Source organism: Alteromonas profundi (genome assembly GCF_010500865.1).
Taxonomy (GTDB): Bacteria; Pseudomonadota; Gammaproteobacteria; order Enterobacterales; family Alteromonadaceae; genus Alteromonas; species Alteromonas profundi.
On record NZ_JAAAWN010000015.1, the window covers coordinates 1 to 23,144 of the forward strand.

General features: G+C 44.4%; 16 protein-coding genes, 1 tRNA gene and 1 pseudogene. 10 read left to right on the plus strand and 8 right to left on the minus strand.

Annotated features, from left to right (window positions below):
• Positions 1-972: 972 nt before the first annotated feature.
• Positions 973-1,806 (plus strand): annotated as a pseudogene (locus tag GTH32_RS11925) (IS110 family RNA-guided transposase); the annotation flags it as partial.
• Positions 1,807-1,808: 2 nt separating this feature from the next.
• On the opposite strand, the gene GTH32_RS11930 reads toward GTH32_RS11925, so the two are convergent.
• From GTH32_RS11930 to apbC, 6 genes are all read right to left on the minus strand, one after another.
• On the minus strand, positions 1,809-2,210 hold the full coding sequence (locus tag GTH32_RS11930; RefSeq protein ID WP_163086006.1) for a hypothetical protein: 402 nt from the start codon (positions 2,208-2,210) through the stop codon (positions 1,809-1,811).
• Between the two features lie 83 nt (positions 2,211-2,293).
• Complete coding sequence (locus GTH32_RS11935; RefSeq protein ID WP_163086008.1) at positions 2,294-2,884, minus strand: DUF4760 domain-containing protein; 591 nt, start codon at positions 2,882-2,884, stop codon at positions 2,294-2,296.
• A gap of 669 nt (positions 2,885-3,553) precedes the next feature.
• Positions 3,554-3,630, minus strand: a tRNA-Pro gene (locus GTH32_RS11940).
• Between the two features lie 150 nt (positions 3,631-3,780).
• Complete coding sequence (locus GTH32_RS11945; protein WP_163086010.1) at positions 3,781-5,184, minus strand: SLC13 family permease; 1,404 nt, start codon at positions 5,182-5,184, stop codon at positions 3,781-3,783.
• Between the two features lie 104 nt (positions 5,185-5,288).
• Complete coding sequence (gene dcd, locus GTH32_RS11950) at positions 5,289-5,882, minus strand: dCTP deaminase (RefSeq protein WP_163086012.1); 594 nt, start codon at positions 5,880-5,882, stop codon at positions 5,289-5,291.
• Positions 5,883-5,998: 116 nt separating this feature from the next.
• Entirely contained in the window at positions 5,999-7,111 is a 1,113-nt protein-coding gene (apbC, locus tag GTH32_RS11955; RefSeq protein WP_163086014.1) for an iron-sulfur cluster carrier protein ApbC, read from the minus strand.
• 108 nt (positions 7,112-7,219) lie between these two features.
• On the opposite strand from apbC, the gene metG reads away from it, so the two are divergent.
• Positions 7,220-9,247, plus strand: coding sequence for a methionine--tRNA ligase (metG, locus tag GTH32_RS11960; RefSeq protein WP_163086022.1), 2,028 nt, complete (start codon positions 7,220-7,222; stop codon positions 9,245-9,247).
• Between the two features lie 100 nt (positions 9,248-9,347).
• Here the strand turns inward: metG and GTH32_RS11965 are convergent, their stop codons facing one another.
• Complete coding sequence (locus tag GTH32_RS11965; RefSeq protein ID WP_163086024.1) at positions 9,348-10,196, minus strand: methyltransferase domain-containing protein; 849 nt, start codon at positions 10,194-10,196, stop codon at positions 9,348-9,350.
• 85 nt (positions 10,197-10,281) lie between these two features.
• On the opposite strand from GTH32_RS11965, the gene gloB reads away from it, so the two are divergent.
• The 4 genes from gloB (at position 10,282) to GTH32_RS11985 (ending at position 16,223) form a co-directional block, all read left to right on the plus strand.
• Entirely contained in the window at positions 10,282-11,073 is a 792-nt protein-coding gene (gene gloB, locus GTH32_RS11970; protein ID WP_163086026.1) for a hydroxyacylglutathione hydrolase, read from the plus strand.
• A gap of 65 nt (positions 11,074-11,138) precedes the next feature.
• Positions 11,139-12,800, plus strand: a complete 1,662-nt coding sequence (locus GTH32_RS11975; RefSeq protein WP_163086028.1) for a lytic transglycosylase — start codon at positions 11,139-11,141, stop codon at positions 12,798-12,800.
• A gap of 5 nt (positions 12,801-12,805) precedes the next feature.
• A complete protein-coding gene (locus GTH32_RS11980) occupies positions 12,806-13,861 on the plus strand; it encodes an ion transporter (protein WP_163086030.1) in 1,056 nt (351 codons plus the stop codon).
• Positions 13,862-14,090: 229 nt separating this feature from the next.
• Positions 14,091-16,223, plus strand: a complete 2,133-nt coding sequence (locus tag GTH32_RS11985) for a TonB-dependent siderophore receptor (RefSeq protein ID WP_163086031.1) — start codon at positions 14,091-14,093, stop codon at positions 16,221-16,223.
• Between the two features lie 149 nt (positions 16,224-16,372).
• On the opposite strand, the gene cysS is transcribed toward GTH32_RS11985, so the two are convergent.
• Positions 16,373-17,755 carry a cysteine--tRNA ligase gene (gene cysS, locus GTH32_RS11990; protein WP_163086033.1) on the minus strand — a complete coding sequence of 461 codons (1,383 nt, stop codon included), beginning with the start codon at positions 17,753-17,755 and terminating at the stop codon, positions 16,373-16,375.
• Positions 17,756-17,918: 163 nt separating this feature from the next.
• On the opposite strand from cysS, the gene GTH32_RS11995 reads away from it, so the two are divergent.
• The 4 genes from GTH32_RS11995 to GTH32_RS12010 all read left to right on the plus strand — a co-directional run bounded on the left by GTH32_RS11995 (position 17,919) and on the right by GTH32_RS12010 (position 23,074).
• On the plus strand, positions 17,919-18,410 hold the full coding sequence (locus tag GTH32_RS11995; protein WP_163086035.1) for a peptidylprolyl isomerase: 492 nt from the start codon (positions 17,919-17,921) through the stop codon (positions 18,408-18,410).
• A gap of 62 nt (positions 18,411-18,472) precedes the next feature.
• Complete coding sequence (gene lpxH, locus GTH32_RS12000) at positions 18,473-19,201, plus strand: UDP-2,3-diacylglucosamine diphosphatase (protein ID WP_163086037.1); 729 nt, start codon at positions 18,473-18,475, stop codon at positions 19,199-19,201.
• 314 nt (positions 19,202-19,515) lie between these two features.
• A complete protein-coding gene (locus GTH32_RS12005) occupies positions 19,516-21,099 on the plus strand; it encodes an alkaline phosphatase (protein WP_163086039.1) in 1,584 nt (527 codons plus the stop codon).
• A gap of 13 nt (positions 21,100-21,112) precedes the next feature.
• The gene (locus tag GTH32_RS12010; protein WP_163086040.1) at positions 21,113-23,074 is read left to right on the plus strand and encodes an alkaline phosphatase; all 1,962 of its coding nucleotides are present in this window, start codon (positions 21,113-21,115) and stop codon (positions 23,072-23,074) included.
• The last annotated feature ends 70 nt before the right edge of the window (positions 23,075-23,144 follow it).

Genomic DNA, 23,144 nt, shown 5'->3' on the forward strand with positions numbered 1-23,144 from the left:
TGTATGACCTCCTCCAGCACCCTTTTTCCGAGCTCAGTATCCCACCGGTTCTTCAAAAAACGTTGAGTAACTAAGTCAAAAGTGAATCCTTCTCTATCCATCTACAGAGTCTCTATAAGGTATAACACTAAACTAAGGGGCAATTACTTGTTGGCGAAAATGGCGCAGCCGCCAACGAGTAATTGTCCCAGCGAACGAAGTGAGCGTGCTTGAGTGCTTTGTTATGTGCCATTGCTCACCCTCCAATAAGTGAACCAGAATGTATATGCTACGCAAACTGAAAAGTAAATATACATCAAGGTGATTGTTAACCCAAAACCACTAATTGAAAAAAACAGAAGAGCTGGTATTGCACTTATTGGCAACAAATAAACTAGTCTGAATTTATTGCTACGCTGTAAAAAAATAACAAGCGGTAACCCAAAAACTAACGTTAAAACCTGTGCGACTACCCAACCAGGTATAGCTGCAAGCATACTGTAATATATTGACTGCCCAAGATTAAATAGAGAATTGACTACATCATGTATGACGAGCGGTATAAATAGCGCTGGGACAATTGCAATAGGTGCGGTAATGCTTGCGATTATTAGCTTTCTTGTTTTATCGCTGAATGTTCTCATGGCACATAACACTAAGCTAAGGGGCACATAAACGTGGGGCATAATGGCGAAGCCGCCCCGCGTAAATGCGTCCGAGCGACCGAAGGGAGTGGTCTTAAGCGCTTGTATGGATAATAACTCATGTAAATCATCCTGATTTTAATCAGTTTGAGGTAAAGTGAGACCCAGGCTTTAGCAGCAACTAAAGCTTTCTTTTGTGGTAGTTCGATTGAGCGATGGCTCCTCAGTTGAGAGACCGATAACAAGAAAGAACACCACAAAGGACTCCAAGCTCCACACTCGAATAGTCTACTGGGTCTCGATTGCACCGGTCACCGGACCGCATTATGCAAGCAAGAGTTAGCTTATTATGAATACAAAAACAAAGCAAAACGTTAGCGTCGGTGTTGATACGGGTAAGTTTCAGTTGGATATTTATATCCGTCCACTCGACATATATTTCACCGTCAATAATGATGAAAAAGGCATTAAAGAAGCCGTTAAAACAATCAAGAAATATTCACCCGAACGTATCGTTATAGAGGCCACTGGTCGTCTCGAAATGCCTTTTATCATGGCATGTGCAAGCGCTAATTTACCCTTTGTTATTGCGAATCCTATCCACGTAAAACGCTTTGCCGGAGCGTTAGGCCAGCGAGCAAAAACTGATAAGCTCGATGCGCAATTAATTGCGCATTATGGTGAAGCCATTCAACCCAATCTCTCTCAGCTAAAGCCAGAAGCGATGCAGGCTATGAGTGATTTAGTCGCAAGAAGAAATCAATTGTTGGTCATGCAAACGATGGAAAAGAACCGCCTTCAAATTCTGCCCAAAGAACTCGCCATGACCATCAAACCTATATTGACGGCTTTCAAAAATCAGATTGAAAAAATAGAAAGTAAAATTGTTAAACTCATTGAATCATGCCCAGACTATCAAGCTAAAAACGATATATTACAGAGTATGAAAGGCATTGGGAAAATAGCCTCAGCTTCCATCATCAGTAACCTACCTGAATTGGGATACATGACCAACAAACAAGCTTCAGCGTTAGTCGGCGTGGCACCCATGAATCGAGAAAGTGGCCGCTACAAAGGCCTACGAAAAATCCAAGGCGGGAGGCATCAGGTCCGTACAGATTTATACATGGCCATGATGTCAGCAATTCAAAGTAATCCAGTATTTAAGGCAACATATCAACGCCCTTAAAGTGATTCAACCTGCGTAGTCCAATCATCAATGGCTTCAGCTGAAAAGTAACGATGTTTCGTTACACCGAAAACATTTTCAAACTCTCCATCATCAACTTCATCTGAATTGATAAAACCAACGATTTGAAGCTCGAATAATAAGAACAATAAGCACCTCTCCGATGGCTCGAAATATTTCTTCCTGAACTCTTCTGGAAGCTCATTTGCGAGACCGTCTGAGATAACAAAACCGTTCGTAACAAACTGCTCGTTCTTATGTTCGTACACGTAATCCAGTGTTTTTGGATTGAAATACCAACATAAACGGAATTTGTCGGGCCATGGTGTTCTTGTCGCTCTTTTGAACTGATGAATGAACGTGATTTGCAGATCACGCTTCTGAGTCTTCTTTGTCATAGTTATGTCCTGTTTTAGTAAACCTCAGGATTAACTAGGCACAGATGGAGGGGGATTGTTGAAGCTATAAGATAAACTAACCTTCAGTGTATTTTCTTTGGAGCTAACCTATTCAATTTTTTAAATATTAACTTCAATTCTTTTTTTCGGTTTTTCTCTTTAATTGAGTCTTTTCTTATAACCCACTTCAATACTAACCAACTAAAATTCTCATAGAATGTTACTTGTCTCTTTTGTGATGAGCTTATAAATTCACGAAAATATAGACCAAAATCAACAACCATTGATTTGTAAGCTTCATATAAATACAATTCGTCATACAAATCATGCCTTATTGCATTTGATGCCTGCTCCCAAGTATTCAATACATACCTTATCGCTATAGTATACTCGTTACTTCTTTGTTCTGGTTGTGCCAACTCAGCGAAATCGAGTTCATTTCTTTTCGCAATAGCTTCGCCAACCTTTCTAACGTGTTCTATATATTCGTCATTATCTTGTAGTCTTTTTTGGAACTCCAAAGAATTCGCCTCTCTAGCTGTTTGACGTGAGTATGCTAGATTTAAAAGTGCAGCTGTTAGAGCAAGTGTCGCTGAAAGCAAAATCGCTGTTGCAGATATCAGTTTTTCATCTACACGATGAATTAAAAATATCCCACCTATAGACGTTATCACTACAACACCCACAAGAATGTAATTTAACTTAGTTCTCTTCTTCAAAACTCACCCACAAAAAAAGAGCCATTAGGCTCTTCTTATAATCTTGATTACATATTTGGTTAGGCAGCTGCGCCAAATCCCCAATCTTCTTCTCTATACATAGGAAACTCCCTATTTATAACCACATATACCAATAAACTATAGTCTCGATATACTATAGATGTCAACATCAAACAAAAACATCTACAAAAAAACATCTACAAAAAAATAAAAAACCTTTAAAATCAACAATTTAGATGATTAATACTACTGGGCAACAGAGTTACGCTTTAGCTACGCTAAAGCGTAACTCTGTTGCCCATTCAAGTCAATGCTTTCTTTTTCTTAGTTTACAAGAGCCACATATAAAAAGCAACTTAGCTGCACGCCCCAACATAAAGATGAGTGCTGCCCCCCGTTTATGGAGTAGAGCCAATGATATCAAGAAGAGCGTATGGTTTTAGAAACTTTGAAAACTATAGAATGAGAGTGATGACCCATTGTGGATGGGATGGTGTTATCAATCGTGTAAGGTGAATGCTGATCCCCCGTTTATGGGGTAGAGCCCAATTGTGGGACAGTTTTGGGACGCTCTTTATACGAGCAATCAATGAGCGGGGTAAGTCATTGAAAAATAGGAGAAGTTGGTCGGTGTGAGAGGATTTGAACCTCCGACCCCTGACACCCCATGACAGTGCGCTACCAGGCTGCGCTACACACCGACCGAAAGAGCCGACAAGTCTACTCAATTTTTTTCACAATGCAACGATATTTAGCAAAAAGCGCGGTTAAGCGCTTAATTGCTAACCAATTAAGTGTTATCGCCCTCTTTCGTCTCTGCAATACAGTCTTTTCGGGGGGGAAACAGGGCCTTAACTTAATGTTATGTAGCATACTCCTGTTACTACAAAGGCCACTATTACATTAAGTACTATCCCCTCACGGGCCATGGTTTTTATATCAAACTTATCCGTTGAATATGCAATGGCGTTTGGCGCGGTGGCAACCGGTAGCATAAAAGCACAACTTGCGCTTATTGCTGCGGGTATCATAAGTAGCTTAGGGTCTACCCCAACGGCAATACCGGCGGCGGCCAATATAGGCATAAGCAGTGTAGAGGTTGCGGTATTTGATGTAATTTCGGTTAAAAAAGTTACAAATAAGCAAATACCTAAAATGAGCAATATTACTGGCAAGGTGGAAAGCCCGGTAAGCCATGTGCCCATTAGTACGCTTAACCCTGATGCCATAAAGGCTTTGGCGATACATATGCCACCGGCAAAGAGTAACAACATGCCCCAAGGTATGTCGTTGGCGGTTTTCCAATCGAGCAGTTTATCGTTATTACCTTTTTTATCTACTTGGCCGTTGTCGTTACCGCTGTTAACTAAAAACATCGCAACCACGCCCGCTACTGCAATGGTGCTATCGCTTATGGTGGTAACGCCAATCCACGCGGTCCAAAATGGTCGAAAAATCCACGCGAAAGCAACAGTACCGAAAATGGCGAGTACCCGCTTTTCTGCGCTGCTCCACGCACCAGGCTGTGGAAGGTTGATATCGCCAACCGTGCGAATTCCCCTCGCTAACCATAGCGCCATTATTGGAATGGCAACTATAACTATAGGTACACCTGTTTTCATCCACTCAATAAAGCTGTATTCCATACCTTGGGTTTCTTCATACACACTCATGAAAATAATATTGGGCGGGGTTCCAATTGGCGTACCTACGCCGCCTAAACTGGCGGCATAAGCTATACCTAAAATAAGCGCCACACCGAATTTGGGGTTATCGAGGGCATTAACGATGGCAATGGCCATTGGCAACATCATTAAAATAGTGGCGGTGTTGCTTATCCACATACTTAAGGTGGCAGTGGTTAGCATAAAGCCAAGTATAACTTTAAGCGGGCTACCTGAGCCGGTTACGCGCAGCATGTAAATGGCGAAGCGTTTGTGTAAATTGGCTCTTTCTAACCCTTTAGACAACATAAATGCTGCCATTAAAAGCATGATAACGTGGCTACCGAGTGACGAGGCCGCTTCTGCATGGGTTAACACGCCAAACAGGGGGAATAGCGCGAAAGGAATAATAGAGGTTGCTGGAATGGGTAAAGCTTCCGTTACCCAAAGCACGGCTACAAACAGCGTGATTGCAGCAGTGAAAACAATATCTTTTGGTTGTTCAAATACGTATAACGCGCCACCCACTAACAATGACGACAAAAACGCGATAACTATTATGGTGTTTTTCTTTGTCGCGTGCTTCTGCATTGCGCTTCCCTTTTTACCGGTAGTAATTATAAATTTTTTTTATACCTTTATATTTTCTACCAGCAAATGAAAAGAAACGCACTACATGATATTGAATTTACATTTTATTTTTCTTGTTCGTCAGATGAGATTCGACTGGCCACGGCTCCGTCTTGCCCTTTGTACTTGGCATCTACGCGAGCGTTATACGGCTTTTCTGCTGGGCTTGATAGCACTTCAAAACTAAGCGCCCCTATTTTCATTTTAGGTTTAAGGGCCAAGGGTAGTTTTCCGCTGTTGTAAAATTCAAGGACTATATTACCCGACCAACCTGGGTCAATTCGATGAGCGGTGACGTGCACCATCAAACCAAGCCTCGCCAGTGAAGAGCGCCCGTCCAGCCAACCTACAATATTATCGGGCAACGTAACTGACTCGTGGGTAATGGCCAAGGCCAGCTCGCCTGGGTGTAAAAAGAAGGCCTTACCTTCAGGCAGTTCAATTTCATCACTCATTACGTGATCAAGCGCTTCTTGCACCTGGGCTTTGGGGCCGCTTAAATCGATATAGGGGGCTTGGTGATCTTCAAAAACACGAAACTTATTACCTAAGCGAATATCTACCGTTACCCCGCTAATTTCGTCGTAGCTAGGGGTAGGATCGAGTTTTATTTTACCAGCTTGTAGATATTCGAAGATATCGCGGTCACACAAACGCATGTTATAAATTCCTTATTACAGTAGGCCGCTATTATGCGTATGTCCTAAGGGCCAATCAACTACTGAACGCGGGGTTTTTCGAGTTAATCAGCCCATTGTGCAACGGCAACTAATATTCACCCTTTCCCTACAATACCTATTGGGTCACCTTTAATATGCTTTGCCCCTTCGCTACGAGTGGGAACGGTGAGCGCCAACTGCATAGAAAGTGCCCGTGCTGCGTCTCGATAGTTCTCGGCTAATGGGCTTTGGGGTTCGCTTACCAACAATGGGCTGCCTGCATCGGCATGCTCGCGAATATTAATATCGAGTGGCAACTGTCCTAATAACGGAAGCCCATGGCGCTCAGCCAACGCTTCGCCGCCATCTTTTGAAAATACATAATCTTTGGTGCCACAGGCTCTGCATTGGTAATAACTCATATTTTCAATAAGACCAAGTACAGGTACATCTACTTTTTCAAACATACTTATGCCCTTTTGGGCATCAGCAAGGGCAAGATCTTGAGGGGTGGTTACTACCACTGCGGCGGTAAGGGGCACTTGTTGGGCCATAGTAAGTTGAATATCTCCCGTGCCGGGGGGCATATCTACAATAAGATAATCAAGAACAGGCCATAACGTCTCATCGAGTAATTGTTTTAACGCCCGGCTCGCCATCGGGCCGCGCCATACGGCAGCATCTTCTTGGGGAACCAAGTAACCGATAGAGTTCGCAACCATGCCATGAGCTTGAAGCGGTTGCATATGTTTATTATCGCTACTTGAAGGGTGTGCGCCTTCGTTGCCTAACATAATAGGAATAGAAGGCCCATAAATGTCAGCATCTAAAATACCCACTTTGGCGCCTTCTTGTTGTAATGCAAAGGCTAAGTTAATACTGGTAGTAGATTTCCCCACCCCACCTTTACCCGACGCCACAGCAATAATATTTTTTATATTAGTTATCGGCGCTACGGTTGATGCGTTGGGGTTATGGCTGGCAATACGCGTTACTACGGTTAGCTGGTTTTCTGTAATAACGCCTGAAAACTCACTAAGTAAGTGCGCTTTCATGGCGGCTAGTTGGCTATTGGCGCAAAATGGCAGAGTTATAACCAGTTGAGTGGCATTATCGCCCTTTACTTCCTTACACCAAGGTTGGGTATCAGCCACGTCCAAACTAAAGTAGCTGGCTAAAATTTTAGCCGCTTTTCGAGGTAAATTTGCTGCTTTTTTGGAAAAGAACATACACCTTCCTTCTCTAAGGTAGATTAAAGTGAATTACGTAATGCAAAAAACGCTAATTTCAGCTAGTATTTGCAGCCATTTTGAAACGCAAAGAATCATAACGTCATTATGTCAGATAAACGCCGCATTCTGGTGACCAGTGCGTTGCCATATGCCAATGGCTCTATTCATTTAGGTCATTTGCTAGAACATATTCAAACCGACATTTGGACTCGTTTCCAACGTCTTCGTGGGCACGAATGTTACAGTGTTTGTGCAGACGATGCACACGGTACGCCGGTTATGCTTAAAGCCCAAGAGCTTGGCATTACGCCTGAAGAGATGGTGGCGAGAACCCGTACTGAGCATCATCAAGACCTGCTCGATTTTCATGTTGAATACGATAACTACTATGTTACGCATTCACCGGAAAACAAAGCCTTGTGTGAAGAAATTTATACGCGCTTAGACAATGCCGGATACATTAGCAAACGCACAATTAATCAGCTTTTCGACCCTGAAAAAGAAATGTTTTTGCCCGACCGCTTTGTTAAAGGCACGTGCCCAAGTTGTGGTGCTGAAGATCAAAACGGCGATAGCTGTGATGTGTGTGGTGCAACTTATAGCCCCACAGAAGTTAAAGATCCACGCAGTGTTGTTTCTGGCGCTACGCCGGTATTGAAAGAGTCTGAGCATTTCTTTTTCGACTTACCTAAGTTTGAAGACATGCTGAAAGGCTGGATCCGTTCTGGCGCCTTACAAGAAGAAATGGCCAATAAGCTTCAAGAGTGGTTTGAAGAAGGTTTGCAGCAGTGGGATATAAGCCGCGATGCACCTTACTTCGGTTTTGAAATTCCTGGGGCGCCGAATAAGTTTTTCTACGTATGGGTTGATGCCCCTGTAGGCTACATGGCTAGCTTCAAAAACTTCTGCGATCAAAACGATTTAGTGTTTGATGATTTTTGGAAAGAAGATTCTGATGCCGAGCTATACCACTTTATCGGTAAAGACATTACCTATTTCCACTGTTTATTTTGGCCAGCCATGCTAGAAGGCGCAGGCTACCGTAAGCCTACCGGCGTGAATATTCATGGGTTTGTAACGGTAAATGGCGCGAAGATGTCAAAATCTCGTGGCACCTTTATTAAAGGCCGTACCTACTTAGACCATCTTAACCCTGAGTACCTGCGCTATTACTTTGCCTCTAAGCTAAGTGAAGGGGTTACCGATATCGACCTTAACTTCGCCGATTTTGCCCAAAAGGTAAATTCTGACTTAGTGGGTAAGGTAGTTAATATCGCAAGCCGTTGCGCCAGCTTTATCACTAAACGTTTTGACGGCAAGCTATCTGACAATATTATTGAGCCTGACCTAATGGCGCAATTCCAAGCCGCCGCCGACAGCATTGCCGATTTGTATGAACGTCGCCGTTATCATCAAGCTATTCGCGAAATTATGGCGCTAGCTGACAAGGCAAACCAGTTTATTGATAACAATGCGCCTTGGGTTACCATTAAAGATGAAAACAAGCAGCAGTTTACCCACGATGTATGTTCACTGGGTATCAATATGTTCCGTATGCTTGTGGTGTACTTAAAGCCAGTTTTGCCTGTATTAGCGCAAAAAGCAGAGAGCTTTTTAAACGACGAGCTTACGTGGGCGTCGTTAGACACTATTTTAACTAATCATGGAATTAATAAATTTAAACCCATGATGCAACGTGTAGATATGGAGAAAGTTGACGCTATGGTTGACGACTCAAAAGAAAACCTTGAACCTACGCAGCCTGCGATTAACCCTGACAGCCCGCTTGCGAAAGATCCTATCAGCGAAACCATCAGCTTTGATGACTTTGCAAAAATAGACTTACGTATTGCGCGTATTGCTAATGCTGAGCATGTAGAGAAAGCCGACAAACTACTACGTTTAGAGCTTGATTTAGGTGGTGAAACCAAGCAAGTATTTGCCGGTATAAAATCAGCCTATTCACCCGAAGCGCTTATTGGCAAGCATACCGTAATGGTGGCTAACTTAGCGCCGCGTAAAATGCGCTTTGGCCTTTCGGAAGGAATGGTATTGGCCGCAGGTCCAGGCGGTGAAGATTTATACATTTTAGAGCCCCATGAAGGTGCTAAGCCAGGCATGCGAGTGAAGTAACTTGCTTGCGGCAATATAGTTAACACCAATATTGCCTTAAACGTTCTATTGAAAAGCGCGGCTTGTATAAGCCGCGCTTTTTTTATAACACATTAAACGCCTATTTGGGTGTGTCTGATAACCGGCACGAAGGCGTGCGTGCACTTGCCGCTCCAACGGGGGCGAAGCGGGGTTTCACCCTTAGCGGTGAGCGAATAGCTGTCATGGGGATCACCCTTTTTCGGGCCAAAATTACATAAGCAGCACTACACCAAGGAATATAGCTAGACAGGAATTGCTGGATTTTCTCTGAATATTGCCAGCGCGGCTGAAAAAACAGCGTGGAAAACATGATTTGTCGTTGCTCAACTATTTCAAAGCCAAGTAACTGTAACCAGTCTTTAATGCGATATGAGGTAAAAAAGCGCGCATCGTGCAGAATATTATTGCGTTTTACCGGTAAAAATTTCGCTATGCCCGCTAAACTAAGGGGGTTGAACCCGCTAATCATGACATACCCACTTTGCGTGATAACCCTATCTACCTCACGAAGAATCTCATGGGGATCTTGGGCAAAATCGAGTTCGTTGGCTAATAAAAGTCCATCAATACTATTTTTTGAAAAAGGCAGAATATGCGACTGACCTACAATATAGTTTCCCGTTCTAATTGCTTGCTCATCAAGAGATGTTTCGCTGTTAAGGGGGGCATCGGTATTTTGCACCTGGCTAACCGAGTCTTTTAGGTCAGATGAAATATGGGGAATTACGTTCACCATATTTCTTATCGGGCTTTGTGTAAGTGGAATATAAGAACTCAATGTACCTAGCTTAACAAAGTGGTAACCAAATATACGCTGTGCGTAGTCGTTACATACCTGTGTCACCGCTTGTTGGATAAGCGCCCCTGCTGGAATGTCTAACCAATGGGTAGGGTAGCGCGGCGGCTTACTTTGAAATGCTGATTTCATTGGCTGTGGTGGCACCTTTAGGTTGCTCTGCGTACTACAAGTTCTTATAGTAACGCATAATTGTAGCTACACAAGCAGGCGCATCATGACAACAGAACATCTTCCTAAGGGTATTGCTCTTACTCCCATCGCCGCATTTACTGATAATTATATTTGGTGCTTGAACGACGCAACGCATGCGGTTGTTGTAGACCCTGGCGATGCCGACCCTGTATTGGCCTATTTAAATGCCAATAAGCTTACCCTAAGTGCCATTCTTATTACCCATCACCACCACGACCATACCGGCGGTATTGCTAAGCTAGCCTCGGCCTACCCCGACGTACCAATTATAGGCCCGCGAGGCAACCATATTCGTGGTATAACAAAATCGGTGTCGCAGGGCGACGCGGTACATCTACCCATTTTGGGCCTTCACTTTCAAGTAATGGAAGTGCCTGGACATACCCTCGATCACATTGCTTTTTTCGGCCACGACATGGTGTTTTGTGGCGACACTTTATTTTCAGCCGGATGTGGCCGATTGTTCGAAGGCTCGCCCGAGCAAATGCTGCATTCACTGAATAAATTAAAGCGCCTACCGGATAGCACAAAAGTATGCTGTGCCCATGAATACACCTTGGCCAATATAAACTTTGCGTTGGCGGTTGAAAGCGATAACAGCGCGCTAATTGATTATCAAAAATGGGCCGAGGCGCAGCGTAGCAACGGCAAGCCTACCCTCCCCTCAACCTTAAGTGAGCAAAAAAAGATTAACCCTTTTTTACGTTCCCATGAACTTTCTGTCAAAACGGCTGCCGAAGCCTACTGCGAAAAAATACTCAACGATGACGTAGCTGTGTTTGCAGCTATACGACGTTGGAAAGATAAGTTTTAATGCATAATTCGCGCATTTTTAGTAACATGCGCGGTTTGCTTTTGTGTCTAGAGGTTCCTCCAATAATGCAGTTGAAGTTTGTTTTGTCTCCCCTTGTCTTAGCAATAGCGCTAAGCGGATGCCAGATCACGGATGAACACTCCCAAACCGCCGAGTCGAATGTTGCGCCCCTCGCTGATTGTGATGAACTTCACACCAACGAAGAAGCCATTAATGATTGTGAAATTGCACGCGATGGCGTGATAGATGTGGTTCACCCTAAAGATGAATTGCTTGATGAAACGGTGGCGTTGGTAGAAGCACAAGATGTTGAAGCAGAAGTTGTTATTACTGATGTGTGGCAGCGCGTTAGTGATGGACTGTATTTCGACGTACCCGATGACAGGCGGGTAGATGTTCAAAGAAAGTGGTATTTGAAACACCCTGAATATATGGCACGGGTGGTCAATCGAGCAAAGCCTTTCTTACATTACATTGTAAGTGAAGTTGAGCAACGCGACATGCCTATGGAGCTGGTTCTACTGCCTATAGTAGAAAGTGCCTTCGACCCCTTTGCATACTCTCATGGTCGCGCAGCCGGTATGTGGCAATTTATCCCGGGCACGGGAAAGCGCTTTGGTATGGATCAAACCTGGTGGTATGACGGCCGTCGTGATGTGGTCGCGTCTACAAAAGGCGCATTAGATTACCTTACCTACCTAGCCAATATGTTTGACGGCAACTGGTTACACGCGTTAGCCGCGTATAATAGTGGTGAAGGCCGAGTTTCAAGAGCCATACGCGCGAACAAAAAAGCGGGCAAGCCCACTGATTTCTGGCATTTAGACCTACCGCGAGAAACTCGCGCCTATGTACCTAAATTACTTGCTCTTGCGGATATTTTGAAAAACCGCGATACCTACGCTTTTGCGTGGCCTGCGGTAGAAAACGTAGCAGTTATTGAAATTGTAGATATCGGTTCACAGGTTGATTTGGCCTTTGCCGCCGATCTCGCAGGCATGACCTTAGAAGAGTTACATGCGTTAAACCCAGGCTTTAATCGCTGGGCAACCTCCCCAGAGGGGCCGCATCGATTAGTTCTACCGGTAGAAAAAGCGGCCGATTTTTCTATGGCGCTTGCCAAAATTGACCGCAACGATAGGCTAAATTGGGTTCGCTACGAAGTGAAACCGGGTGATAGTTTAAGTGAAATTGCCAGCCAATATCACACCACCGTAAAGGTGATAAAGCAGGTAAACGATCTATCCTCTAATACCATCCGTGTGGGTCAACCTATAATGGTTCCTGTGGCGTTAAAAGCCCTAGATAGCTATTCGCTATCGCAGGGAGAACGTCTTGCTCGTACCCAAAATGCGGCGCATGGACGACATAAAATTACTCATACGGTAAAATCGGGTGATACCTTGTGGGATATTGCACGTAAATATAATGTATCTACCAAGAAGTTAGCAAAATGGAATGGCATGGCCCCCACTGATATGCTGCGTCTTGGTAAAAAGCTTGTTGTTTGGCAAGGCAGTGAAAATGCAGACAACGCCGACGCCATTATTAAGCAACTTACGTACACAGTAAGAAATGGTGATTCGCTGTCGCGTATTGCTGCTAAGTTCAATGTTCGTATAAACGACATAAGTAAATGGAATGATATTAGTCGCAAACGCTACTTGCAGCCGGGTCAGAAGCTAAAGTTGTTTGTGGATGTAACAAGGCTAAATAGCACAGGGTAAATTATATGCTAAAGATTAACCGGGAAAATTTACGCAATAGCCATGAAACCCCCTGGTTAATTTTAGATTTAGTCATGCTAGGTATTTTGTTTATTAATCTAGCATGGCTAATTTTCGATGCGCTATACGCATCCGATTTTATCTATTCGCAAATTGCTACCTATTTTCCCGCGCTGATTAACGCCTACGATCCTATCCACCATAATTTTTTATTGGTCGACCTGGTATTTATCACCATCTTTCTCACCGAGTTTTGCTTTCGTTGGATAGTTGCGGTTGTTCGAAAAGAACACCTACGATGGTACTTTTTCCCGTTTTTGCATTGGTACGATATTGTCGGGCTCATCCCTTTAGGTGCCACCCGCATATTCCGTTTTTTACGTATTTTTTCTATTTTACATAGGTTGCATAAATACAAGATTATCGATTTAAACCAAACTGCTATTTTTCGCTTTTTCGCGTTTTACTACGATGTATTTGTGGAAGAGCTAAGCGACCGCATAGTGGTAAAAGTAATTAGCGACGCACAAAAAGATATTGAAGCAGGCTCTCCTTTAGTTGACGATATTACCCGCACGGTACTTGCGCCAAGGCGCCCAGTCCTTACACAGTGGATGGCTGGCGTTATTAACCACCTAGGCCAGTCTATAAGTAATGATGAACATGGCGATGTTATTCGCGAGCATGTACGTAAAAGTGTGGGAAAAGCAGTAAGAAGCAATGCCCAAGTCTCTTCTCTTCACTACCTTCCTGTTATTGGCAAAACGATTGAAAATACCCTTGAAGAGTCGGTAACCGATATTGTAACCACGTCACTGGTAAATTTATTGAGTGATTTGGATGCCGAGCGAATTGATCATTTTATTTCAGTGGGTATGCATGATTACACGCCCACGGCAGACGCTTTGGATAAAGAAGTGCTCAGCGTAATAAACGAGTGTTTAGAATTAGTCAAAGCCCACGTAGCCCAGCAACGGTGGAAATCGGAGCTTATGGAAAAAGAGAGCGCTATACCTGCTGAATCGACCGCTACGCCGCCTACGCAGCACAAACCGCGTTAAACCGCCGCCTTGAACAAGTCGCGTTTAAGCCATCGCTATAACAAATAACATGCCTTACGTCGTTCACACGGGCAACAGAACCCCATATTTATTGCAAAATTCATCCCTGTCGTTAAGAATTTAGACACCTTATCAAAATAGTTAATGATAACTATTATCATTAGCGCTTCTACTATGATACACTTTTTGACACACAACTTGGATAACCCTTTGAATAGAGGAACCTTTAATGTCGAAAAATTGCAATGAGTGGTTTGTCCCCTCGTTAACTGCATTGGCGATCGCTGTTGCTTTACCGTCTGTAGCACAAGAAAAAAATGACGAAGAGCTAGAACATATAGAAGTAAACCCACTGCAGTCGTATCGAAGTACGGCGACAAAATCGTCCCTACGCCCGGTAGATTCGCCGGTTAGCGTTAGTGTTATAGACCAAGAATTATTGCAGCTTCGTCAGGCAGATTCTGTGTCTAAAGCGTTGCGGTATGTGTCTGGTGTTACAACCGAAAGTCGCCCCACTATTACTATTTTCGATCAGTTCAACATTCGCGGTTTTGATACCTATCAAACGTTCTACGACGGCTTGCCTTTACTTACCAACAATAGTTGGAACCTATACCCTCAGGTAGACGCTTTCGCCACCGAATCGGTAGAAATATTAAAAGGCCCGGCATCTTCACTTTATGGCCTGGTTCCTCCTGGTGGAATGGTTAATCAGGTGGCAAAATTCCCTAAAGACGAAGATGAAACTTTGCTACGCGCGGCGGTGGGATCAGACAGTCTTTTCGAGCTTGGTTTAGATACAACAGGTGCACTTAGCGAAGATGCACGTTACCGCGTTGTGGCCCTTGGACGCACACGAGACGGTTATCAAGATACAACTGAAACGGAGCGCTATACCTTTGCGCCATCGGTTACTGTCGATGTAAGTGATGCTACCGAGTTAACCCTTTCTGTATTCTTCCAAGACGATCCAGAAATGGTACCGTCTACTTCGCTACCGGGACTAGGTACCTTGTACGAAGCGCCTTATGGCAAGTTAGACGTAAGTACCTATGCGGGTGATGAAAACTGGAACAGCTTCTCTCGCGACGTATTGATGGTGGGTTATAAAGTTAATCACGAAATCAATGACGATTGGTCTATATTGCAGAAATTCCGTTATACCGACGCCAATGCGTTGCAACGTAATACGTACCACAACATTGCGCCTATTGACGATGTATTGCTGGCACGTTCTGCTTACCTAACCGACGAAAAAATCAACGGTATTACTGTAGATACGCAAGTAGCTGGGCAAGTGCAAACCGGTAGCATTCAGCACAACCTGTTATTTGGCGTAGATTATCAAACCTCAGACTCCCAAGTTAAGTATCGTGATACCTTAACCACAGATACGCCTTTACTAGATTTAAGCGATATCAATAACGACCTTTTCGACGTAGATAGCCTGCCTCTCGATTTCTATCAAGCCGATCACCAAATCGATATTGAACAGATTGGTTTGTATGTGCAAGATGAAGTGCAGATAGACAAGGTAACCTTGTTATTCAATGGTCGCTACGACCAGTTTGAAAGCACCGATGATGTTGATAACGTATACGATGGCTTTGCGTATGGTAGCACTGATGAAATAGACCAGAACGAGTTTTCAGGTCGTGTGGCTGCGATGTATACCTTTGATTCTGGCTGGCGTGTTTATGCAAATTACTCCGAGTCGTTTGAGCCCGTTGTAGGCGTAGACTCGCAAACCGACGAAGCGTTTAAGCCCACCACAGCAGATCAGGTAGAGGTTGGCACCAAATACCAAAGTGCGAATGGTGCTACCACCTTCTCTAGCGCCTACTTTGTGCTAACCAAACAAAATGTCGTGGTAAATTCACCTGATTACCTACAAAAAACCCAAACCGGTGAAGTTGAATCTAAAGGGCTCGAGCTTGAACTTGATACGCGACTAACCCAATCATTGTCGTTACAAGCAAACGCCACATTCCTTGATATGGAAGTTACCAAGGATGAACTTGATAGCGACGTAGTAGGTAAAACCCCAGTATGGGTGGCCGATAAAACAGCGTCACTGTGGGCGTCGTACTTTTTAGATGATGCAATAGAAGGGTTAATGGTGGGTGCAGGTATTCGCTATGTAGGCGAAACCCAAGCAGACAAGTATAACTCCGACGTTGTACCGTCTTACACCTTAGTTGATGCGGTGGTTACCTATGACATGCCTGAATATGATTTACGTCTTACAGGCAGTGTTAGTAACCTTACTGACAAAGAGTATATTGGTGCATGCTACGACACTAATAACTGTTGGTATGGCGCCCAGCGTCGCTTCGAATTAGGTATCGAAAAACGCTTCTAAACACATAAGCCAAAAAAAGCCTGCTAGCTAGCAGGCTTTTTTATGTTGGTTGGGCTTTAATCAAGCAATACCTAAAACGTATTACTTCACTACGCCCCGGATACGCTTTTAGGGCACGTTATTAGCCATACAGTATTGGCAAAGCAAACTTATGCCCGGCGCCACGTGGTGCCGCCTGCGCCATCTTCTAACACTATGCCTTTCGCGGTTAACGCGTCACGGGCGGCATCGGCAGCCGCCCAATCTTTTGCCGCACGAGCATCGTTACGTTGCTTAATTAATGCTTCAATTTCAGCGCTTTCGTCATCGTTTTCGTTGCCGCCTTTAAGGTAGCTATCTGGATCGCTTTGAAGCATACCTAAAATACCACCAAGACCTTTTAATACACTTGCCAGCTTACCGGCTTCTTGTACATTGTCTTTTTGACGGTTTATCTCTCGTGCAACATCAAAGAGCACAGAGAATGCTTCTGGTACGTTTAAATCGTCATTCATGGCAGCTTCAAAACGCGCTAAATAGCCACCATAACCAAGCTCGACAGATTCATCTATTTTTACGCCACGCATAGACGTATACAAACGCTCTAGGGCAGCTTTTGCTTGCGTAATGTTATCTTGCGAATAGCTAAGCTGACTGCGGTAATGCGCCGACATAAGAAAGAAACGTAAGGTTTCCGCATCATGCTCTTTAAGCACATCACGTAAGGTAAAGAAGTTGCCTAGCGACTTTGACATTTTCTCATCGTCTACCTGCACCATTCCGGCATGCATCCATACGTTTACATAGGGTGTGTCAAAGGCGCAGCACGACTGTGCCACTTCATTTTCATGGTGTGGAAAGATAAGATCGGAGCCACCACCGTGAATATCAAAATGGGCACCAAGGTGTTTATGGTTCATTGCCGAACATTCAATATGCCAGCCAGGGCGACCTTCACCCCATGGCGATGACCATGCAGGCTCTCCTGGCTTCGCGGTTTTCCACAATACAAAATCTAACGGATCGTCTTTGCCAGAAGCCACTTCAACCCGTGAACCTGCATTGAGTTGTTCCAGATCTTGCTTGCTTAGCTTGCCATATTCAGGAAATTTACTGACATCAAACAGAACATCGCCACTAGAGGCCTGATAGGCAAACCCTTTATCTACCAAACGCTGAATAATGTCGATAATCTCGTCCATGTGGCCGCTAACGGTAGGCTCTACATCAGGCTCGGTAAGATTAATCGCAGCAAAATCGTCGTGCATCATGGCAATGGTGCGCTTAGTTAGTGCATCAAACGATTCGCCATTTTCATTGGCACGGCCAATAATTTTATCGTCGATGTCGGTAATATTGCGTACATATTTCACCTGGTAGCCAAGATGGCGAAGGTAGCGTACTAGCACATCAAAACTTAAATATGTGCGGGCATGACCCATATGCGAAAGGTCGTAAACGGTAATTCCACACACATACAAGCCCACTTTCCCTTCTTCAAGCGGAACAAACTTCGCTTTTTCTCGGGTTCGGGTATTGTATAAATGCAGCATAATTATCGTTTCCTTAGTAAATTTTTGGCCGCAAAGTTTAGCACTGTACGCAGTTAAATGATAAGACTTTGCACGGCTTTTTATGCTTCATGCTTCCCTGCAAACGATTTTTTGGGTTACCATAAGTTATTAGAGACTACATATAAAATCAGGACACACGAAAATGGTTACATTTAAAACAAATTACGGCGACTTTACGCTTGAGCTATTTGCCGATAAGGCGCCTAAAACGGTTGAAAACTTCTTGTCTTACGTAGAAGACGGCTTTTACGACAACACTATTTTTCATCGTGTAATTGACGGATTTATGGTTCAAGGCGGCGGCTTTACCGTTGACATGGAACAAAAAGACACGAAAGACACCATTGAGAATGAAGCCAACAATGGCGTAGCAAATGAAAAAGGCACTATTGCCATGGCGCGTACCAACGATCCGCATTCAGCTACGGCACAATTTTTTATTAACGTAAACAACAACGACTTTCTTAACCACACCAGCGAAAGCGTAAACGGTTGGGGTTACTGTGCGTTCGGTAAAGTTGTAGAAGGTATGGACGTTGTAGAGAAAATTAAAAGCGTTAAAACAGGCTCTAATGGGTTCCACCAAGATGTACCTGTAGAACCTGTTATCATCGAAAAAGCGATGACTGTTTAATCATCCTCTTCCTTGGCTGCTTTGTTTTGCAAAGCAGCCTTCTTCTACCCTAGCGTTGTACTATGCCATTTACTTACTTTATCGCCGATTTACACCTGAGTGCCGACCGCCCAGATATTACAGAATGTCTACTTGCATTTTTATCATCAGACGCGAAACAAGCTGACGCTTTGTATGTATTAGGCGATTTATTTGAAGTTTGGATTGGCGATGATGATGTTACCCCTTTCAATACAGCTATTGCTGACGCGTTTCGTGACGTAAGTGCGCACTGCCCCGTCTACTTTATGCACGGAAATCGCGATTTTGCTATTCGTGATGCATGGTTAAACAAAGCGGGGATGACACTGCTTGAAGAACAAACCGTGGTAGATCTTTATGGTACACCTACCCTTTTAACTCACGGCGATGAGTTATGTACTCGCGACGTGGCCTACCAAAAGTTTAGAAAGAAATCTCGCGGTTGGTGGTGGCCTAGGCTAATGCTTGCACTTCCTTTATGGTACCGACGCCGTGTTGCCGAAAATGGCCGCGCAGAAAGTAAGGCCAAACAAAAAGGGCTTAAGCCTGAAATAATGGATGTGACGCCTGAAGAGGTAGAAAAGGCCATGGCCCGTCACGATGTACAACGATTAATTCATGGTCATACTCACCGCCCGAATATTCATTCACTCACAGTAAACGGTAAACCCGCCACCCGTATTGTATTAGGAGATTGGTACGATCAGGGCAGCATTTTGAAGGTAACCCCCAAAGAGGTTATGTTACAACATAACAAATTTATTAAGTAAATTCTGATACTTAGCTATTAATATCAATTGTCACTAAAATTTAACACTCGGTTTTAGCCCCTTTCTCTGTTCCGCCAACAACCTGATCTGTAAGTATATTTAATTTTCACTTACCAATAGCCTCTCGTTATCCGTGGTCCTATTTGCAGACATTAATTTGCGTTAACAATACTGTCAAACAACCGTCACTTTCTCTCCCTATCGTAAAAACAGAGCCACGCTTGTAAGAATAATTATCATTTGCAAAAGGCTCTACAGCTTTACAAAAATTAATACAAACCTTCTACCAACTTAATAACAAGTAGGAAAAAACGATGACTCGTACTTGGAAAGCGACAGTGGGTGCAATAGCACTTGCGGTATCGTCTGGTTTGCACGCAGATGTGCTACCTACCAATCAATCAGATAGTGCTTGGTACACAGATGCCCAGACACAGCTTCTAAAAAAGCTTGCCACCAATAATCAGTTTAAAGCGAAAAATGTAATTCTTTTTGTTGGCGACGGTATGGGCGTATCTACCCTTACCTCTGCGCGCATACACAAAGGACAACTTGAAGGAAACATGGGAGAGGAAGGATACCTTTCATTCGAGTCGTTCCCGCATACAGCACTGGTTAAAACTTATAACGTGGATGCCCAAACGCCAGATTCTGCAGGTACTATGACTGCGATGATGTCAGGCCTTAAAACCGATGTGGGTGTTATTGGTGTGGACGAAGACATTGAACGCGGCGAGTGCAGTACTGTTGCCGGCAACGAAGTTATCACTGCTCTTGAGCTGGCGGAGATTCGTGGCCTATCTACCGGTATCGTTTCTACTGCACGTATTACCCATGCTACGCCTGCTGCTACTTACGCAAAATCGGCCGATCGTAATTGGGAAGATATCTCTGATATGCCTGAAGATGCGGTGACGAATGGCTGTGTAGATATCGCCGATCAGCTCGTAAACTTCGAACGGTTTGTGGAACAACGTTATACCGGCGTAGATATTGATGGTATTGAAGTAGCGATGGGCGGCGGAAGACGTCACTTTTTGCCTAACGATGCATCTGCGAATAGCCCAGATGCGTCAAGTGATGTTGAAGGCGATCGTACTGACGAACGTAACTTAGTTACTGAATGGCAAGATACCTACGCAAACGGTGTTTACGTTTACGATCAAAACGGTTTTGACGCCATAGATACAGAAACTACCGAGCGCGTTTTTGGGTTGTTTAACGAATCGCATATGCAATATGAAGCCGATAGAGCGAACGATATTGCCGGTGAACCTTCAATTGCTGAAATGACCGAAACCGCCATCAACATTCTTGATAACAACGATAGCGGCTTTTTCCTTATGGTTGAATCTGGCCGTATAGACCATGCTCACCACGCCGGGAATGCGGCCGGGGCACTAACCGACACCCTCGCATTTGAAGCCGCAGTAACGGCTGCACTTGAAAATACCGATCCTTCTGAAACGCTTATCTTAGTTACCGCCGACCATGGCCACGTGTTTACTATTGCGGGTTATCCTAAGCGCGGAAATCCTATCTTAGGCAAAGTAGTAAATGTGGGTGAAGAGGCTCCTGCTACTGCTTCAGATGGCACGCCCTATACAACATTAGGTTACACCAATGGGATGGGGTTTCATGACCTCGGTGATGAAACTAACGCTGACGCTGTTTACGGATTAGACATTGCAGCAGGTCGCGCAGACTTAACCAATGTGGATACCACAGCTGCTGGTTATCACCAAGAAGCGCTTATTCCTTTATCGTCTGAGACTCACTCAGGTGAAGATATTGCTCTTCACGCAACGGGGCCAGGCAGCCAATTAGCACAAGGCGTGGTAGAACAAAATGTTGTTTTCCACCTCATCAACCAAGCTCTTGGCCTGATTAACGAATAAGTGGAGAAGTACTATGACTCTTTTTAAATTAAGTATTATTGCCGTTGCTATTGCGGGCCTATCGGGCTGTGTATTAGAAGGTGACGATGGTGCCGACGGCACAGATGGTGTTAATGGTGTTGATGGCACAGACGGTGCTAATGGCAGTAACGGTCAAGACGGCGCAAATGGCGTAACCAGTTTAACCATGCAAACAAACTTAGCCCGAGGCAATGAGAACTGCCCTAATAGCGGGGTACGTTTTGATACGGGCTTAGACACAAATGGCGACGGTGTATTAGGTGATGATGAAATTACCGAAACCAGTTATGTGTGCGTGCCTGGCGTATCACAAGTTGCATCAGGTGAATTACTGACCAGCCTAAATAACGATTGGTTTACGGCAGCGCAAACAGAAGTAGAGACCAACAAACAAGTTTGGTTGCAAGCCACAGGCTCTAGCACAGTAAGTTCAACAAGCGTAAACAATGTGAGCGTTCAAGCGGTGGCTACCGATGATGTACAAGCGCTCGCTGAAAGCCTTCGGGGTAGCGCAAAAAATGTGATTCTTTTCGTTGGCGACGGTATGGGTATTTCAACCGTTACCGCAGCGCGTATTCTTGAGGGCCAAATGAACGGGTTAGCAGGTGAGGAATACGAGCTAAGCTTTGATAAATTTCCTTTCTCAGGGCTTGCGAAAACGTATAACGTGGATGCGCAAACACCAGACTCTGCTGGCACCATGACAGCCATGATGAGTGGTGTAAAAACCGATGTAGGCGTAATTGGTGTAGATGAAGACATTGAACGTGGCGACTGCGCCACGGTAAGTGGAAATGAACTTGTGACCGCCTTAGAGTTAGCAGAAATTGCAGGCAAATCTACCGGTATCATATCTACTGCTCGTATTACCCATGCAACACCCGCAGCAACGTATGCTAAATCGGCTGACAGAAACTGGGAAGATATTTCTGATATGCCGGACGCTGCGGTTGACGCTGGCTGCGCCGATATTGCCGATCAATTAGTTAACTTTGAAAGCAATCTTGAGACAAACTATGCTGACTTAGACGTAGACGGCATTGAAGTGGTTATGGGCGGCGGGCGTCGTCACTTCTTACCGAATGAGGCAACGGCGAATAGCCCAGATGCGGCGAGCGCTGTTGAGGGTGATCGCACCGATGGCCGAAATCTGGTTAGCGAATGGCAAAGCATGTACACAAACGGGGTATATGTTTACGACCAAAGCGGGTTTGATGGTATTGATACAGAAACCACTGAACGACTCTTCGGTTTGTTTAACGAGTCACATATGCAATACGAGGCCGATCGCAGTAACGATATTGCTGGTGAACCTTCTATTGCAGAAATGACCGAGACCGCCATCAACATTCTAGACAATAACGACGACGGCTTTTTCCTTATGGTTGAGTCGGGACGTATTGACCATGCCCACCACGCGGGTAATGCTTATGGTGCACTGCATGATACTTTAGCATTTGCAGAAGCCGTGGCAAAAGCGGATGAGCTCACCGATGATTCTGACACGCTAATTATTGTCACTGCCGACCACGGCCACGTATTTACCATTGCAGGCTACCCTAAACGCGGTAACCCCATTCTCGGTAAAGTAGTGAACGTAGGTGAAGAAGAAGCTGCAACGGCTTCCGACGGTACGCCTTATACTACCTTGGGTTACACCAATGGCTTAGGCTATCGAAATCTTGGTGATGAAACCAATGCTGATGCGTCTTACCTTGCGGCGCCTGATACCGGCAGAAAAGACCTCACAGAGATTGATACTACAACGCCGGGTTACCACCAAGAAGCACTTATTCCACTTGGCTCAGAAACGCATTCTGGCGAAGATGTGGGTATTTATGCTAAAGGGCCTGGTGCATTTTTGGTTAACGGTACCAACGAACAAAGCGTCATTTTCCATGTTATGGATTTTGCCGCAGACTTCGTTAGCGAAGCCGATAGCGTAGTGGAATAACCGCCGCTATCGTTCGCACCATAAAACAGTAATAAAAAGAAAGTATCATTCAATAAAGTAAGACCGTGGA

Excerpts from the sequence above, each read along its gene's own strand:
- apbC (WP_163086014.1), bottom strand. The coding sequence starts at position 7,111 with ATGTTCTTTTCCAAAAAAGCAGCAAATTTACCTCGAAAAGCGGCTAAA.
- gloB (WP_163086026.1), top strand. The coding sequence starts at position 10,282 with ATGACAACAGAACATCTTCCTAAGGGTATTGCTCTTACTCCCATCGCC.
- GTH32_RS11945 (WP_163086010.1), bottom strand. The coding sequence starts at position 5,184 with ATGCAGAAGCACGCGACAAAGAAAAACACCATAATAGTTATCGCGTTT.
- GTH32_RS12005 (WP_163086039.1), top strand. The coding sequence starts at position 19,516 with ATGACTCGTACTTGGAAAGCGACAGTGGGTGCAATAGCACTTGCGGTA.
- GTH32_RS11975 (WP_163086028.1), top strand. The coding sequence starts at position 11,139 with ATGCAGTTGAAGTTTGTTTTGTCTCCCCTTGTCTTAGCAATAGCGCTA.
- cysS (WP_163086033.1), bottom strand. The coding sequence starts at position 17,755 with ATGCTGCATTTATACAATACCCGAACCCGAGAAAAAGCGAAGTTTGTT.
- metG (WP_163086022.1), top strand. The coding sequence starts at position 7,220 with ATGTCAGATAAACGCCGCATTCTGGTGACCAGTGCGTTGCCATATGCC.
- GTH32_RS11995 (WP_163086035.1), top strand. The coding sequence starts at position 17,919 with ATGGTTACATTTAAAACAAATTACGGCGACTTTACGCTTGAGCTATTT.
- dcd (WP_163086012.1), bottom strand. The coding sequence starts at position 5,882 with ATGCGTTTGTGTGACCGCGATATCTTCGAATATCTACAAGCTGGTAAA.
- GTH32_RS11985 (WP_163086031.1), top strand. The coding sequence starts at position 14,091 with ATGTCGAAAAATTGCAATGAGTGGTTTGTCCCCTCGTTAACTGCATTG.
- GTH32_RS11980 (WP_163086030.1), top strand. The coding sequence starts at position 12,806 with ATGCTAAAGATTAACCGGGAAAATTTACGCAATAGCCATGAAACCCCC.
- GTH32_RS12010 (WP_163086040.1), top strand. The coding sequence starts at position 21,113 with ATGACTCTTTTTAAATTAAGTATTATTGCCGTTGCTATTGCGGGCCTA.
- GTH32_RS11930 (WP_163086006.1), bottom strand. The coding sequence starts at position 2,210 with ATGACAAAGAAGACTCAGAAGCGTGATCTGCAAATCACGTTCATTCAT.
- lpxH (WP_163086037.1), top strand. The coding sequence starts at position 18,473 with ATGCCATTTACTTACTTTATCGCCGATTTACACCTGAGTGCCGACCGC.
- GTH32_RS11965 (WP_163086024.1), bottom strand. The coding sequence starts at position 10,196 with ATGAAATCAGCATTTCAAAGTAAGCCGCCGCGCTACCCTACCCATTGG.